Here is a 15388-nt window from a genome sequence, read left to right as displayed (position 1 = left end):
ACCCAAACAAAGGTATGCAAAAAACTGCTCTTTGTGACCCCAACGCTGTTGTGCTAAGGCTCTCTTTACATGCTGCAAACCCATGCGGTAAAACCAGGCTGTTGCCACGGCGGTTCAGGTTACTCACCAAAACGCTGTTGATCATGAAATTTTTTATACTGTTTATGATGGCGGGCCTGCTGAAAGTGCAGGCGAACGGCTATGCCCAGACAGTTACATTTTCAGGAAAAAATGTAGCGATCACCCGGGTATTTAAAACCATTGAAGCACAAACCGGCTACACGGTTTTTGCCAACAAGGATGTGTTGAAAAACATTAAACCCGTATCGGTTGCCGTACAGGATATGCCGTTGCAAAGTTTTTTAACGGTTATCACAAAAGACCAGCCGGTAGGTTATGAAATTCATAACCGGACTATTTTTATTGTAGCAAAAAAAGAAACCCCGGTAGAAAAGAAAGAGGAAAAGCCCGAACCGGTATACGCCGAAGTTAAAGGTGTGGTAACGGCTGATGGCGGCCCTTTACCAGGTACCACTGTAGCGATCAAGGGAACCAATATTTCAACGGTTACCGATATAAACGGCCGTTATACTATTGCTGCCTTACCCGGCCAGATCCTGGTATTCTCCTATGTAGGTTACAAGTCGCAGGAAATTACTTTTAATACACAAACTGAGATAGATATTACCTTGGAAAAGCAGGTAGCTGAAGAAGAGCATGTGGTGGTAACGGCGCTGGGTATTCCCAAGCGTGTAAGAAGCCTTACTTATGCCGTACAGGAAATTAAAAGCAGCGACTTAAACGCGGTAAACAACGGCAACTTTGTCAATAGTTTAGTAGGTAAAGTGGCCGGCGCCACGGTAAACACTTCTTCATCCGGTGACGGCAGCTCGGCACGTGTGGTATTACGTGGTGTAAAATCGATCAGTGGTAATAACAACGCTTTATTTGTGGTGGATGGTATCCCTATGCTGAACAACACTATCAGGGGGCAGGCAGAAGATATTTTCTCCGGTGCCGGACAGACAGGCGATATACTGGCTAATCTTAACCCGGATGATATTGAAAGCTTAACCATCCTCAGCGGCCCCTCTGCTGCTGCTTTATACGGAAGCCTTGCTGCAAACGGGGTGGTAGTGATCAATACCAAAAAGGGACAAAAAAACCGCACCACCTTTAGTGTGTCCAATACCACGGCTTTCTCTTCACCACTGGTGTTGCCTAAATTTCAAAATACCTATGGTGTATCTGAAGCAGGAAGTTACTATAGCTGGGGTGATAAATTAAGTACACCTTCTTCTTATAAACCTGCCGATTTCTTCCAGACGGGCGTTAACTCCGCTACTTCCGTTTCTTTTTCTACCGGTAGCGAAAACAGCCAGACCTATGTTTCGGTAGCTAAAGTGGATGCAAATGGTATTGTGCCTAATAATGAATTCGGACGGTTAAATTTTACCGCCCGCAATACATCCACTTTCCTTAACGGGAAAATGAACCTGGATGTAAGCTTTTCTGCCGGCCTGGTTGATGAGCAGAACATGATCTCACAGGGACAGTACTTTAACCCCTTAATTGCAGTATACCTGTTTCCGCCCGGGGATGATTTTAACAAGGTAAGATCATTTGAGCGTTACAATGCTTCCCGTAATTTAATGACACAATCCTGGCATTATGGCGATAACGGACTGATGATGCAGAACCCTTACTGGGTAACACAAAGAGATCTCTTTGTAAATAAAAAAGAACGGTATGCAGGAACAGTGGCGTTGAAATATAATATCAACGACTGGATGAATATTTCCGGCCGTGTAAAACTGGATAAGTCAAATGACCGCAACGAGAAAAAATTTGCGGCATCTACCAATACATTATTTGCATCGGAAAATGGCTATTACTCTTTACAAAATGTAAGCAACCGCCAGATATATGCCGATGCCTTATTGAATATTAATAAAACAATTGAAAGAGATTACAGTATAGCGGCCAACCTGGGTGTTTCCCTGGAGGATATACGTTTTGACCAGAATTTATATGGCGGACGATTACAGGGTGTGGCCAACCTGTTTACTTTCGGTAATATTATCCGGGGTACTACGGCCGATATTGCACAGGCAGGCTATGTACGCCAGAAACAATCTGCTTTCGGAACGGCTCAGTTAGGATACCAGAACAAGTTGTTCCTGGATGTTACGGGCCGTAATGACTGGGCCTCTACTTTATCAGGATCCAGAAATAACTCTTTCTTCTATTCATCGGTAGGTTTATCTGCGGTGGTTACCGACCTGGTAGATATCCGTTCCAATATGCTGAACTACCTGAAAGTGCGTATTTCACATGCAGGTGCGGGTAACGAGCCCGATCCGTTTTTAACTATTCCAACCTACCCGCTGGCAGGTGGTGTGCCTGTAACACAAACCAGGATGCCCAACCCTAATTTAAAGCCCGAGCTTACCCGTTCATGGGAGGCTGGTTTTAATGCCTTGCTGTTTAATAACTCACTACGTTTAGAAGGTACAGTATACCATTCCCGTACTTATAACCAGTTTTTCGAGCCTACACTTTCGGCCGCTTCCGGTTATACCAGCGTGGTGCTGAACGCAGGCCGCATTGATAACAGGGGTATTGAGGCAACTGCCCGTTACACCAAAGAGTTTGGTAATGTAAGCTGGACCTCATCACTTACCTATTCTTTAAACAGGAATAAAGTAGTAGAGCTGTTACGTAACTGGGAAAACCCCGTTACAGGTGAAAACATTTCCATGCTGGAACTGGATATGACCGGTACCGGCAGTTATAAAATGGTACTGAGAGAAGGTGGCACCATGGGCGATATTTATGTAAATACTTTAAGGGTAGATGAGCACGGCGCTATTTATGTAGACCCGGGTTCGCAGACAGTGGTACCGGAAAATAACAAGTTTGTATACGCAGGTACCAATTTACCCAAGTACAATATGGGCTGGGGTAATACGGTTACCTGGAAAGGTATTACGTTAAACGCACTGGTATCGTTAAGAGTAGGTGGTGTGGTGGTTTCCAATACACAGGCTATGATGGATGCCTTTGGTGTTTCCAAAGCATCTGCTGATGCCAGGGATGCCGGCGGGGCGCTTGTAAACGGACGCCCGGTACCTGCACGTGAGTTTTACCAGGCTGTGGGTTCCGGTGGCTCCGGCGGCATTGCTTCCTTATACACTTACAGTGCAACCAATGCCAGGCTGGCCGAATTATCCTTAAGCTACGAACTGCCTTTAAAACGTTATAATAAATTCATCAAAGGTGCGAATGTAGGTCTGGTTGGGCGTAACCTGTTCATGTTCTACCGCGAAGCACCATTTGATCCGGAGTTAACCGCTAACACGCAGACCTACTTCCAGGGCATTGACTATTTTATGATGCCAAGTCTCCGTTCAGTTGGCTTTTCAGTAAAACTTAATTTCTGATCAACTAATTATTAATTATTATGACTGCAGATAAAATGAAAAAAATTAAAAGCTGGTCACTGTTCAGTTTATTTATACTGACCATGACGGCATCCTGTACCAAAAAGTTCGGGGATTACAATACGAACCAGCATGAGGCTACAGAAGATATGATGGGTACGGATAACCTGAAAACAGGTGCCTTCTTTGCACAAATGTTACGCAATGTGGTTTTATTCAGGGATGGTGTTAACCTGTCCAGCGATTACCAGGTGGCACAGGGCCTTACCAGCGACCTGTATTCGGGTTATATAGCGCCTACAGGTACCTGGTACGCCGGTGTACATAATGGTTCTTATGCCTTTATCAGTGGCTGGATTGAAAAAACCTTTACCTCAGGCTTTGCTTCTGTTATGCCGGCCTGGCAATCCATTAACAAAGCGGCAACCGAGCAAAACCTGCCCCATGTGGCTGCTTTGGCAACCATTGTAAAAGTACAGGGCATGCACCGTGTTACCGATGCCTATGGCCCTTTGCCGTATGTAAACTATGGCAGCGGATCTTTACAAAATACCTATAACTCTGTACAGGATATATACAAAAAATTCTTCGAGGAGTTAGATGGTGCTATTGATGTATTAACACAATATGCCCAGGCCAATCCATCGGCCCTGTTGCTGGATAAGTTTGACTATATCTATGGCGGTAATGTTACCAACTGGGTAAAATTTGCCAATACCCTGCGTTTACGTTTAGCTTTACGTGTAGTATATGCAGATGCCGCCCTGGCTAAAACCGAAGCGGAAAAATCAGCAGCCAACCCCTTGGGTTTTATCTCGAATGTGAACGAGCGTGCTTCGCTTAAACATTCATCGGCTTTGGAATACCTGCATCCTTTATACGAGATTGCCTATAATTTTAATGCCGGCGAAGTAAGAATGAGCGCATCGATGGACGCTTACCTGAACGGCTTCCAGGACCCGCGCCGCGCTGCCTATTTTACCAGAGCGGCAGATGGTAATTATCATGGCGTTCGCCTGGGTATTGTTACCGGCAACTGGACACCCTATACCGGCACGGCTATCTCTAACTTAAATATCAATCAAAGCACTACACAAATAGTATGGATCACTGCCGCAGAATCTTTCTTCCTGCGGGCAGAAGGTGCTTTAAGAGGATGGAATATGGGTGGTACGGCCGAAAGTTTTTACAACCAGGGCATCACTGCCTCTTTCCAGGAAAACGGTTTACAATCTGCTGAAGCAGCTACTTATTATGGTAATTCAACCTTAACTCCCATAGCTTTTACCGATAACAGCGGGCAATCGGGTAATAACCATGGTGCACCAAGTAATGTAACCATAGCCTGGAACAATGGCGATGGTTTTGAACTGGCGCTTGAAAAAGTGATCACGCAAAAATGGATCGCCATGTATCCCGACGGACCGGAAGGCTGGGCCGAATACAGGCGTACGGGTTACCCTAAAATACTACCGGTAGTAACCAATAACAGCAATGGCACCATTGTAACAGCTACGCAGATCAGGCGGATCCCTTTCCCGCAGTCCGAGTACAATAACAACCGTGCCGGTGTGCAATCCGGTGTGGCCTTACTGGGCGGTGCTGATAGCGGCGGTACACCATTGTGGTGGGATAAAAACTAAATAACTGATTAAAACTATTGATATGCGATCAACAAAAAATACCATATTAATGCTTTTAGTATTACTGGTTTCTTTTGCCGCCTGTGTAAAAGAAAAAGCCCTGGAAATACAAAAGCCATTTACCTACGACGAACAGTATTACGCTAATTTAAGAGCGTACAAAAAAACAGATCACACTTTATGCTTTGGCTGGTATGCAGCTTATGCACCTATTGAGGGTACATCAGGTTATAAAGATCCGGCATCATGGGGCGAAAGAATATTGGGTATTCCCGATAGTATGGATATTGTGTCCTTATGGATGGGTATTCCCAGTAACGATCCCAACAGCCCGGCTTATGCACCCATTGCCTATAAAGACATGCATTATGTGCGGGAGAAAAAAGGAACACGTTTTGTGGTGCCTACCATTACGCGTATGAACAAGATCATTACCCTGCGTGATGGTACCCAGTATGACCTTCGCTTAAATCATAATGATGCAGGTATTGAAGTATACGGGCAGTACCTGGTAGACCAGGTATTGGATGCAGGCCTCGATGGTGTTGACCTGGATTACGAGCCGGATGGTGACTGGATACAAGGCGCCAACTTTACCAAACTGGTACAATACATTGCTAAATTCTTCGGTCCTAAAAGTCCTAACCCCGAAAAATTACTGATCATCGACTTTTACAGCCTGGTACCTCCTGTTGCTACCGGTGAGTATGCCGATTACTTTATACGCCAGGCATATTCGCAGGGTACAGGTGGTATACAAACCGCTGCCAACTTACAGAACTACTATAATGCGGTACAAACTGCTGTACCGGCCTCCAAATTTATTGTAACGGAAAACTTTGGAGACTTTGCAGAAAACGGCGGTACTCCTTTTACCGAGGCCAACGGTAATACATTATCCAGCGACGGAAGCAGGATGTATTCGCTGGAAGGTATGGCCAGGTGGAACCCTACACAAGGTAAAAAAGCCGGCTTTGGTGCTTTTTACTTTGACAGGGACTACTATTCTAAAACAGGTATACCTTATTACAATGTACGCAGGGCTATACAATTAATTAACCCGGCTGCTAAATAGTATTGCTGAAAACATTAAATGAACTAACATGAAAAAAATATATTTAGGACTTTTATTATTGTCCTTTTATACCATCGGTTGTAAAAAAGCCGATTTTGGTGACCCGGTTATCCTGGTTACAGGTACCGAAGTATCACCCATTGTAAAGTTTACAGTGGAGGATACACCGGCCGAGTTTGCGGTAACTGCCAGCTCATCCCATAAAACAAACGAGGATATTGATATTGTTTTTGAATACAACCCGGGTGCTGTAGATGCGTATAACGCCCTGCATAAAACAACCTATTTTGCTGCACCTGAAGAAGCCCTGGAAATTACCAACCTGTCAACAGTTATCAAAGCCGGATCAGCTTCTTCCACACCGGTTTCGGTAAAAGTAATTTCTACCTCGCCTTTACTGGACGGGCGCTCTTACCTGATACCGCTTACCATTAAAAGTACCAGGGGCGGTAATATGAGTGTACTGGAAGCTTCCCGTACTATCTTCTTACGTATTGCCCGTATCATCAACTTTGCAGCGGTATCTATGAACAATGCTACCGGCGCTACAACCGGTTCACCAGGGCAGCGCGGCAACTTTAACGGCTTTGCTTTATTTGATCCGCAAAATCCTGCCCGCCTGGCCAACTTTACGGTGGAGATCAAAAATTTAATTTACGATTTCAGGGGTGGCGACGGTAACTCCAATCCTCAGCCCATTCAATACCTGGTAAGCTGGACCAACCAGTGGGAGCAAACCACCATCGGTTTCCGTTATGGTGAGTTGGGTAACCCTAATAACTCTTTGCAGGTTATCGGTTCTTTAGGTGGCAAGTTTGCTTACGGCTTTAATAAAAACCAGTGGTACACTTTGTCTTTATCTTACGATGGCAGTAAAGGTGTGCTGTTTGTTGATGGTAATCCTGTTGCTGAATTGCCGGGATCCATGGTGCTCGATTTTTCACGTATGCAGTTCGGCCAATGCTGGGGTGGTTACCATACCCGCCAGTACGTAAATGGCCGTATTGCCGAAGTACGTGTATGGGAACGGGCTTTAACTGCCAGCGAAATAAAACTCAACCTTTGCGGCGCCGATCCTAATGCAGCGGGGTTACTGGCTTACTGGAAAATGAATGAAGGTTCGGGTCATATATTCCATAACTCATCAAAAGCAGGATCTAAGTATGATATGGACTGGAGTAAAGTATACTGGGATCCTAATGACAGGGGTAACGATAACCTGACACTGGCAGACAAATCACAATTTGTGTATTGGGCGAATGACGACTTAAATAAATGTAGTCAGTAAATACAATTACTTATACAAATGTTATGTTTCATACAAATACCTGTTTATTGTTTGGGGGTGTCCCTCGTGCCTCGGGCCGGGCTATCCGCTGTATCTTTTGCCCCTGGCTGCTTTTGGCCGGCGCTGCGCAAAAGGATGCCGCTGCTATCCCTCACCCGGTAAGCAGGTATTGGTAACAGTAACTTATACTAAAAACTAATGAATATGCTTTCAGCTAAATATATTACGGGTTGTGTGCTGGCTATAGGGTTATTGGCCGCATGCTCCAAAAAAGAAACCTTTGATGTAAAAGGGGATGCCACGGTAAAGTTTTTTGTAAACAATGCGGCATTAGGCAATGCCCCGCAAAACTCAATCAGCTTTGCGGTGGTTAACTATCCGCAGGCAACGGGTACCGGGCTGGTAAACCTTTCGTCCAATATACCGGCAACCATAAAAATACCGGTATTTGCCACAAGGGATGTAAGTGCGTCAGTGGATATCAGTGCTACGCTCGATAATGGGTTGATTGCACAATACAATACGGCGAATAATACCAACTATAAAGCTTTCCCGGAGGGATTTTTAAATACGGCTAACTTAAAAGCCACTATCGGCCAGGGTACATCGGTATCTGCCGATTCCATTGTAGTAACTGCCGATATAACCAAACTGACTGACCTGGCGGATACTGCTTATATGGCACCATTGAAATTACAATCGGTATCCAACCAGTCGGTAGGGCAAATAAGCAATACTGCGGCTTTGCAGGTGGTATATATTGTAGTGAATGTGGAACAAAGAAAAATAAAATACCTGGCCACCACAGCCGATGTAATGGGTGCATTAGTTACCGCCCGCACGGCCTGGCAGGTTAACCTGACACCCGTACCCACTTTGAGTGCCGGTAGTATAACGGACGGATCAGTTAATACATTTGCCCGCTGGGATATATCCAACCCGCAGGTAGATGTGATGATGCCGGAGAGTAAAAATGTAACGGGCATCAGGATACATACTTCCACCAGCTCTACCACTTCACCCACACAGGTACAGGTACAACTGAGCGAGGATGGGGTGACTTACCAGAACATTGGTACGCCACTGCGGGCAAACCTTACTTATGCATCGGGTTATACTTATATACTTTTTTACAAAGCCATACCGGCAAAATATATAAGATTGAACCCCTTATATTCAACCTCTACCAATACCCAGAACCGCAGGGTAACGGAATTGGATGTATACGTTAATTAATAAAGGCGCACCTGTAAAACAATGCTGATGAAACGGTTTATTGCTTTTTTATTACTGGGTATCATTTTTCAAAACAGGGTACAGGCTCAAACACTTGCCGAAGGTATTGTGTTTGAAAAGCGGGTACACAGTTTCGGAACCATTAAGGAAGTGAATGGTAAAGTGTCTTACACTTTTGTTTTTAAAAACAATGGTAATACACCGGTTACCATCAGCAGCATTAACAGCGGTTGCGGGTGTATAGGTAATGCCGTTTCCAAAAAGCCTGTACCGGCCGGTGGAAAAGGCCAGGTAACAGTTACTTTTAACCCGGAATATAAATCGGGTTTCTTTTCCAAGGAAATAGTGGTGATGAGCAATAACGATAAGGAGTTTAACCGGGTTTGGGTAGAAGGTACTATTATACCCTCCGAAAAACCCATTGAACATGAGTATCCTTACAACTTTGGCAGCGGGCTTTATTTACGGCTGGAGGTAATGGCTTTTGGTTATGTAAAAGCGGGTACTACCAAACAAATGGAACTGCATTACGCCAATGCAACAGATAAGGAGATGAACCTGGGTTTTGTAGTGGAGGATAACAAAGGTAACCTGTTATTTAAAAACCCCGGCAAAATAGGTGCAAAGGCAAAAGGAATAACCAGCTTTAGTTTTACCATGCCCTACCTGGGTAATGATGATATAACGTATAAAGTATACCCGTACGTAAACAATAAAAAACTGGCTAAGCCGGTAGCGGTTAAGATTTTGAACGAACTGAATTTTAAAAATAAGGCTGCCAAACCAGCTGCGGTAACCAAATAAAAAACAGGGCCGGTTGTATGCAACGGTGGCTGAAAAGCCATGGTTTTGATACAGCCGGCTTTTTAATTTTTTTTCGGATTACATTTTTTTAATAGCGGCACACAGATGAGTAATGAAACCGCAGCTGAAGGGCTGGCGGATGGAAGCGGTAGCTGGCCTGCGCCAGGGACCGGGCAAGGCCGGCCACTACAAGCGTACAGCCGCAACTGTAGCCGGATGATGTTCTTTGGATCACAGCCCCAACTTCTTAAACTACCGGCGGATGTTGATTTGTAGCCGGATAGTATGCATATTTGTATTTACAGGCAATATGGTACTGCAAAAATATACAGTGTATGAAAACTAAAATAATAATGGCGCTGGCTTTGCTGGCAACAACAGGCGGTATGAAAGTACAGGCCCAGCAAAAAAGCAGGCAGGATAAAAATTATGTGCTGTTCCATGAACAGGATACGGATGCGGATAAGATAAGGAAGGCGGCACAGGTGGCCCCTTCGCCAAGACAGTTAAGCTGGCAGCAGATGGAGCTGACCGGCTTCCTGCATTTTGGTGTAAATACGTTTACGAATAAGGAATGGGGCGATGGCTCGGAAAGCCCGGCTATATTTAACCCCACTGCTTTGGATGCCCGGCAATGGGTGAGGGTAAGTAAAGAAGCCGGTATTAAACTGGTGATATTAACCGCCAAGCACCACGATGGATTTTGTTTGTGGCCATCGGCTTATACCGAACACTCTGTAAAAAACAGCCCCTGGAAAAACGGGCAGGGCGATGTAGTGAAAGAGGTAGCTGCGGCCTGTAAAGAGTATGGGGTTAAGTTTGGCGTGTACCTGTCACCCTGGGACAGGAATTCGGCCTTCTTTGGCGATTCGGCCAGATACAATGATTATTTTATTAACCAGCTTACGGAACTGCTTACCAACTATGGCCGTATTGACGAAGTATGGTTTGACGGTGCTAACGGGGAAGGGCCTACGGGTAAAAAACAGTATTACGATTATAACCGCTGGTATACACATATACGGAAGCTGCAACCCGGTGCGGTAATTGCCGTAATGGGCCCTGATGTAAGATGGGTAGGTACGGAATCGGGCTACGGACGTGAAACGGAATGGAGCGTGTTACCTGCCGATGAAATGATACAGGATAAAATTGCCGCCAATTCGCAACAGGCGGCAGGCTTTGCACCCATGAACTTAATGGAGGACGACCTGGGCAGCCGGGCAAAAATTTTGAAGGCGAAAAGCCTGGTATGGTATCCTGCTGAAACCGATGTATCTATCAGGCCAGGCTGGTTTTACCACCCGGCAGAGGATAACAAGGTAAAAACGCCGGAGAAGTTAATGGATATTTATTTCAGTTCTGTAGGGCGTAACGGCGTATTGTTATTAAATATTCCGCCCGATACCAGGGGCCTGATACATGAACAGGATGTGAAAAGTTTAACGGGCTGGAAAAAACTCAAGGACCAGACTTTTGCCCATAATTTATTACGCAAAGCATCCATTACGGCAAAAGGAAAAAACGCAAAAGTCCTGGTTGATGGCAGGACTGATACGGACTGGACAACAACCGGAAAGGATAGTACGGCTGTTATTACCTTTACGCTGCCTGTTGAACAGGAGTTTGACGTTTTACTGTTGCAGGAGAATATTGCCAAAGGACAGCGTATTGAAAATTTTGTATTGGAGGTTGAACAAGGCGGTGAATGGAAAAAAGTAACAAGCGGCACCACGGTAGGGTATAAAAGGTTGTTACGTTTTGCACCGGTGAAAGCAAAGAAAATTCGCCTGTCAATTACGCAATGCCGTACCCAACCGGTACTGGCCGAAATAGGTTTGTATAAACAGCCTTAATGAAATAACTATAAATAAAAGTTGACCATGTTGTACTTACGTTTACTGATCGTATTGCTTATGTTGGGTAGCGGGTTATGTGCCCAGCAGGTACCCGTTTTCCGGAATGCCCATGAACCACAGGAAAAAAGAGTGGCCGACCTGTTGAACAGGTTAACCCTGGAAGAGAAAATATCTTTACTGGGTTACAAAAGCAATGCTATTCCCCGGTTAAATATCCCGGCTTATAACTGGTGGAACGAAGCGCTGCATGGTGTGGCAAGAGCAGGCCTGGCAACGGTTTTTCCACAGGCAATAGGAATGGCCGCAACATTTAATGACAGCCTGGTACAGGAAGTGGCTACCGCTATTTCTACCGAAGCCAGGGCTAAGTATAATTTATCCACTGCGGCAGGCAGGCATATACAATACATGGGTTTAACTTTCTGGTCGCCTAATGTAAATATATTCCGCGATCCTCGCTGGGGCCGTGGCCAGGAAACCTATGGCGAAGATCCTTTTCTGACAGGCGCTATGGGTACTGCTTTTGTTAAGGGGTTACAAGGTAATGATCCCCGGCATTTAAAAACAGCAGCAGCAGCCAAACATTTTGCCTTACACAGCGGCCCGGAAGCCGGACGCCATGCATTTAATGCCAGGGCCGATGAAAAAGATATGCGGGAGACGTATTTGTATGCATTTAAAAAACTGGTGGATGCCGGTGTGGAATCGGTAATGTGTGCTTACAACCGTTTAAATGATGAACCCTGTTGTACCAGCAATACCCTTTTACAAAAAATATTGCGTAACGAATGGCAGTTCAAAGGTCATGTAGTGACCGACTGCGGCGCCATTGACGATATTGTTAACTTTCACAAGTTAACCGATAGTAAACCACAGGCGGCTGCAGATGCGGTAAAAGCGGGTGTAAATTTAGATTGCTCCAACCTGTTGCAAAATAACCTGGCGGATGCACTGAAGCAGGGGTTGCTGACGGTGAAAGATATTGATACGGCACTGGCCGGTTTATTCCGCACACAGATGCGTTTAGGTTTTTTTGATAACCCTGCACAGAATGTATACGGTAAGCTGGGTGCAGAAAGTGTACATACGCCACAGCATATACAGCTGGCACGCAAAGCGGCACAGCAAAGTATGGTGCTGTTGAAAAATGATAAGAACCTGTTGCCGCTGGATATAAAAAAATATGGTTCCATTATGGTATTAGGCGCCAATGCAGGTGCTATGGACCCAATGGTGGCCAATTACCATGGCATGTCAGGTAATATAGTTACGGTTGCCGAAGGTATAACACAGGCTGCCGGCCCCGCTGTTGCCGTTCAATACGACCAGGGCAGCGATTTTACCGATACTACCCGTTTTGGTGGTATATGGGCGGCCGGTGAAAGTGATATTGCCATAGCTGTTATTGGTTTAACACCGGTATATGAAGGCGAAGAGGGTGATGCTTTCCTGGCAGCCAACGGCGGAGATAAACTGTCACTGGAATTACCCGCGGCACATATTGCCCTGTTAAAAGAACTGCGTAAAAAAAATAAGCCCGTTGTAGTGGTGGTAACGGCTGGCAGTAATGTAAATATTAAAGCCATTGAACCTTATGCTGATGCCATTATTTTAGCCTGGTATCCCGGTGAGCAGGGCGGACATGCTGTAGCCGATGTATTGTTTGGCACCGTATCGCCCGCAGGCCGTTTACCGCTTACTTTTTATGAATCATTGAACGACCTGCCAGATTATGCCAGTTATAATATGCAGGGCCGTACCTACCGTTATTATAATGGTAAAGTGCAGTACCCCTTTGGATTTGGATTAAGTTATACCCGCTTTCAATATAGCTGGAACCAGCAGCCGGTTATTAATCCACGCTCTTTAAAGGATAGTATAACCGTAAGTGTGAAGGTTAAGAACACCGGTAATTACAATGCCGATGAAGTAACACAATTGTATATTCAGTATCCGGGTATTGAGCGTATGCCATTGCAGGAGTTAAAAGCTTTCCGCCGTACACAAATAGCAAAAGGCGATGAAAAAATAGTAAGACTCACCATCCCGTTAACTGAATTGCAAAAATGGGATATGAAGGAGGGTAAATGGAAATTATACCCGGGCGATTATACCATACAGGTAGGTAGCCATTCCCGCGATATACAGTTGGAGACTAAGTTTACTATCAAGAAAAATGTAAAATAGTTTTTTAGCCCGCAGATAATGTGGATTTGTACCGCAGATTTTCACAGAGAAGTATTTGATCTGTGGTGGTCTGCGGTTTTTGTGTAGCGAGATACGATAAACGATTTTTTTAACCCGCAGATGACGGTGATTTGTACCGCAGATTTTCGCAGAGAAGTATTTGATCTGTGGTGGTCTGCGGTTTTTGTGTAGCGAGATACGATAAACGATTTTTTTAACCCGCAGATGACGGTGATTTGTACCGCAGATTTTCGCAGAGAAGTGTTTGACCTGAGATAATCTGCGTTTTTTTATAACGTGATACGACAAATGATTTTTTTAGCCCGTAGATTTTCGCAGAGAAGTATCGGTCTGCGAAAATCTGCGGTGCTCTTATTCTGCGCAAATCTGCGGGAAAACATTATTCTTCAGCGGGCGGTGAATATTTCACAATATCAATCCCAATACCATTAGGGTCCACAATAGCGAAATGCCGGTCGCCCCAGGGTTCATTGCGGATGTCGATCTCAATGGGTACTTTCTTTTTCTTCAGCTGGGCATACAAAGCATCTACATCATCTACTTCAATGGTTAAATACATACCCTGGTTTTGAAAAGCTTTCTGAAATACGGGTTGCTGACTCGGGTGATCGGGTAATAAAAAGCTGATCTCGGCACTGCGGTCAGGAGTATGCAGCAGCAGGTAAAACTCATTTTCAAAACTTACGCCAAAGCCCAGCACCTCCGTATAAAACGTTTTGGTAGCGGCTAATTTTTCAGTAATAATGCCTGCATTCAGTTTCATCGTTGTTGATTTTTTATGAGGTAAATTATTTTGCGCCTGGCAAATTGTTGTTAAACAAAGGGCGGTGAATATAAAAACTAATTGTTTTATGAGCATTGTTTTCATAACACAAAGCTCCGGTAAAGCACGCCGTAAACATTGTAAAAAACGGACATAATCAGCGGCCGAAGGCCTTTGCCGGAGTTACACCATAAAAATTTTTAAACTCCTTGATAAAGTGTGCCTGGTCATAATACCCGGCATCAAAAAACAATTTATTCTGCCGCAGGCTTTGGGTGGAGGGTTTAGCCCTTAATATATTTTGAAAACGGACCACTTTGCTGAAGGTTTTTGGTGTGTCGCCAACATAATATTCAAATAAGCGACGTAACTGGCGCTGGCTGATACCGGTGTCAATATCCTTTTCAATATCTACCACACCATAATTTTTCAGTATGATGCCCAGCGCTTCATACAGCCTGGGATCATCATCAAAATCAGTCCTGCCAAGTATGTTCAACAGGTATTCATCTAATAAGGCGGTAACCTGAGCAGTGGTTTGCCCCTCATGCAGCCTGTTACTGATAAAGCCAGACAGGTCCGGCACAACTGCCTGCAGGTTTTCAAAACGATTGCTTAACTGCTGCGCATTTACCTTAAAAAACTGGGGGAAGATAGTGGGGAGGAAACGGATACCAAAATAGTTAAAAGTATTATCTAGCGGGAACTCTGTGAATTTTTTACAAAAACCCATTACAAAATTTTCTTTACTGTTATCCAGTTCAAAAAACACATCTATACAACCATCTGCTACTACCCGGTAATTAAAAGATTCCTGTAAAGTTTCGGTTGTTTTTAATTGCCAGTAACAATATATAAAGGGTTGTAAACGGATGTCAGGCACAAACTCGGCATATTGTACCGCTGCGGCAGTTTGTTTTACGGTAGGTTGAACAGGAGTATAAAAAGGTCTTATGGCAGTGATCAATTTCAAATACCGGGATTTTTTTATCACCAAATTTACTTTTTTATGCCGGTGAATAAATAAGATACTACGACAATTGCCGGATAAAGGGGTTAGTGGTTGTAG

General features: G+C 44.6%; 10 protein-coding genes. 8 read left to right on the top strand and 2 right to left on the bottom strand.

Features of this window, described 5'->3' with window-relative positions:
- Window positions 1–143: 143 nt before the first annotated feature.
- From ACFS6H_RS00935 to ACFS6H_RS00900, 8 genes are all read left to right on the top strand, one after another.
- Window positions 144–3443 carry a SusC/RagA family TonB-linked outer membrane protein gene (locus tag ACFS6H_RS00935; RefSeq protein ID WP_386094042.1) on the top strand — a complete coding sequence of 1100 codons (3300 nt, stop codon included), beginning with the start codon at window positions 144–146 and terminating at the stop codon, window positions 3441–3443.
- 20 nt (window positions 3444–3463) lie between these two features.
- Complete coding sequence (locus ACFS6H_RS00930; RefSeq protein WP_386094039.1) at window positions 3464–5086, top strand: RagB/SusD family nutrient uptake outer membrane protein; 1623 nt, start codon at window positions 3464–3466, stop codon at window positions 5084–5086.
- A gap of 22 nt (window positions 5087–5108) precedes the next feature.
- The gene (locus ACFS6H_RS00925; protein ID WP_386094036.1) at window positions 5109–6161 is read left to right on the top strand and encodes a glycoside hydrolase family 18; all 1053 of its coding nucleotides are present in this window, start codon (window positions 5109–5111) and stop codon (window positions 6159–6161) included.
- Between the two features lie 28 nt (window positions 6162–6189).
- The gene (locus tag ACFS6H_RS00920) at window positions 6190–7449 is read left to right on the top strand and encodes a BT_3987 domain-containing protein (protein ID WP_386094033.1); all 1260 of its coding nucleotides are present in this window, start codon (window positions 6190–6192) and stop codon (window positions 7447–7449) included.
- A 204-nt stretch (window positions 7450–7653) separates the two neighbouring features.
- Window positions 7654–8685 (top strand): BT_3987 domain-containing protein, encoded by a 1032-nt coding sequence (locus tag ACFS6H_RS00915; RefSeq protein WP_386094030.1) that lies wholly within the window; start codon window positions 7654–7656, stop codon window positions 8683–8685.
- 27 nt (window positions 8686–8712) lie between these two features.
- Window positions 8713–9489 carry a DUF1573 domain-containing protein gene (locus ACFS6H_RS00910; RefSeq protein WP_386094027.1) on the top strand — a complete coding sequence of 259 codons (777 nt, stop codon included), beginning with the start codon at window positions 8713–8715 and terminating at the stop codon, window positions 9487–9489.
- A 335-nt stretch (window positions 9490–9824) separates the two neighbouring features.
- Window positions 9825–11345, top strand: a complete 1521-nt coding sequence (locus ACFS6H_RS00905; protein WP_386094024.1) for an alpha-L-fucosidase — start codon at window positions 9825–9827, stop codon at window positions 11343–11345.
- 27 nt (window positions 11346–11372) lie between these two features.
- A complete protein-coding gene (locus ACFS6H_RS00900) occupies window positions 11373–13535 on the top strand; it encodes a glycoside hydrolase family 3 N-terminal domain-containing protein (RefSeq protein WP_386094021.1) in 2163 nt (720 codons plus the stop codon).
- A 400-nt stretch (window positions 13536–13935) separates the two neighbouring features.
- On the opposite strand, the gene ACFS6H_RS00895 is transcribed toward ACFS6H_RS00900, so the two are convergent.
- Together ACFS6H_RS00895 and ACFS6H_RS00890 are read right to left on the bottom strand one after the other, a co-directional pair.
- Window positions 13936–14319, bottom strand: coding sequence for a VOC family protein (locus ACFS6H_RS00895; protein WP_386094018.1), 384 nt, complete (start codon window positions 14317–14319; stop codon window positions 13936–13938).
- Window positions 14320–14476: 157 nt separating this feature from the next.
- Window positions 14477–15292 carry an AraC family transcriptional regulator gene (locus tag ACFS6H_RS00890; protein WP_386094015.1) on the bottom strand — a complete coding sequence of 272 codons (816 nt, stop codon included), beginning with the start codon at window positions 15290–15292 and terminating at the stop codon, window positions 14477–14479.
- Between the last annotated feature and the right edge of the window lie 96 nt (window positions 15293–15388).

This window comes from Terrimonas rubra (assembly GCF_042686025.1).
In the GTDB taxonomy this organism is placed as follows: domain Bacteria; phylum Bacteroidota; class Bacteroidia; order Chitinophagales; family Chitinophagaceae; genus Terrimonas; species Terrimonas rubra.
This window is presented reverse-complemented; position numbering and strand designations above follow the sequence as displayed.

Excerpts from the sequence above, each read along its gene's own strand:
- ACFS6H_RS00920 (WP_386094033.1), top strand. The coding sequence starts at position 6,190 with ATGAAAAAAATATATTTAGGACTTTTATTATTGTCCTTTTATACCATC.
- ACFS6H_RS00905 (WP_386094024.1), top strand. The coding sequence starts at position 9,825 with ATGAAAACTAAAATAATAATGGCGCTGGCTTTGCTGGCAACAACAGGC.
- ACFS6H_RS00895 (WP_386094018.1), bottom strand. The coding sequence starts at position 14,319 with ATGAAACTGAATGCAGGCATTATTACTGAAAAATTAGCCGCTACCAAA.
- ACFS6H_RS00930 (WP_386094039.1), top strand. The coding sequence starts at position 3,464 with ATGACTGCAGATAAAATGAAAAAAATTAAAAGCTGGTCACTGTTCAGT.
- ACFS6H_RS00935 (WP_386094042.1), top strand. The coding sequence starts at position 144 with ATGAAATTTTTTATACTGTTTATGATGGCGGGCCTGCTGAAAGTGCAG.
- ACFS6H_RS00910 (WP_386094027.1), top strand. The coding sequence starts at position 8,713 with ATGAAACGGTTTATTGCTTTTTTATTACTGGGTATCATTTTTCAAAAC.
- ACFS6H_RS00900 (WP_386094021.1), top strand. The coding sequence starts at position 11,373 with ATGTTGTACTTACGTTTACTGATCGTATTGCTTATGTTGGGTAGCGGG.
- ACFS6H_RS00915 (WP_386094030.1), top strand. The coding sequence starts at position 7,654 with ATGCTTTCAGCTAAATATATTACGGGTTGTGTGCTGGCTATAGGGTTA.
- ACFS6H_RS00925 (WP_386094036.1), top strand. The coding sequence starts at position 5,109 with ATGCGATCAACAAAAAATACCATATTAATGCTTTTAGTATTACTGGTT.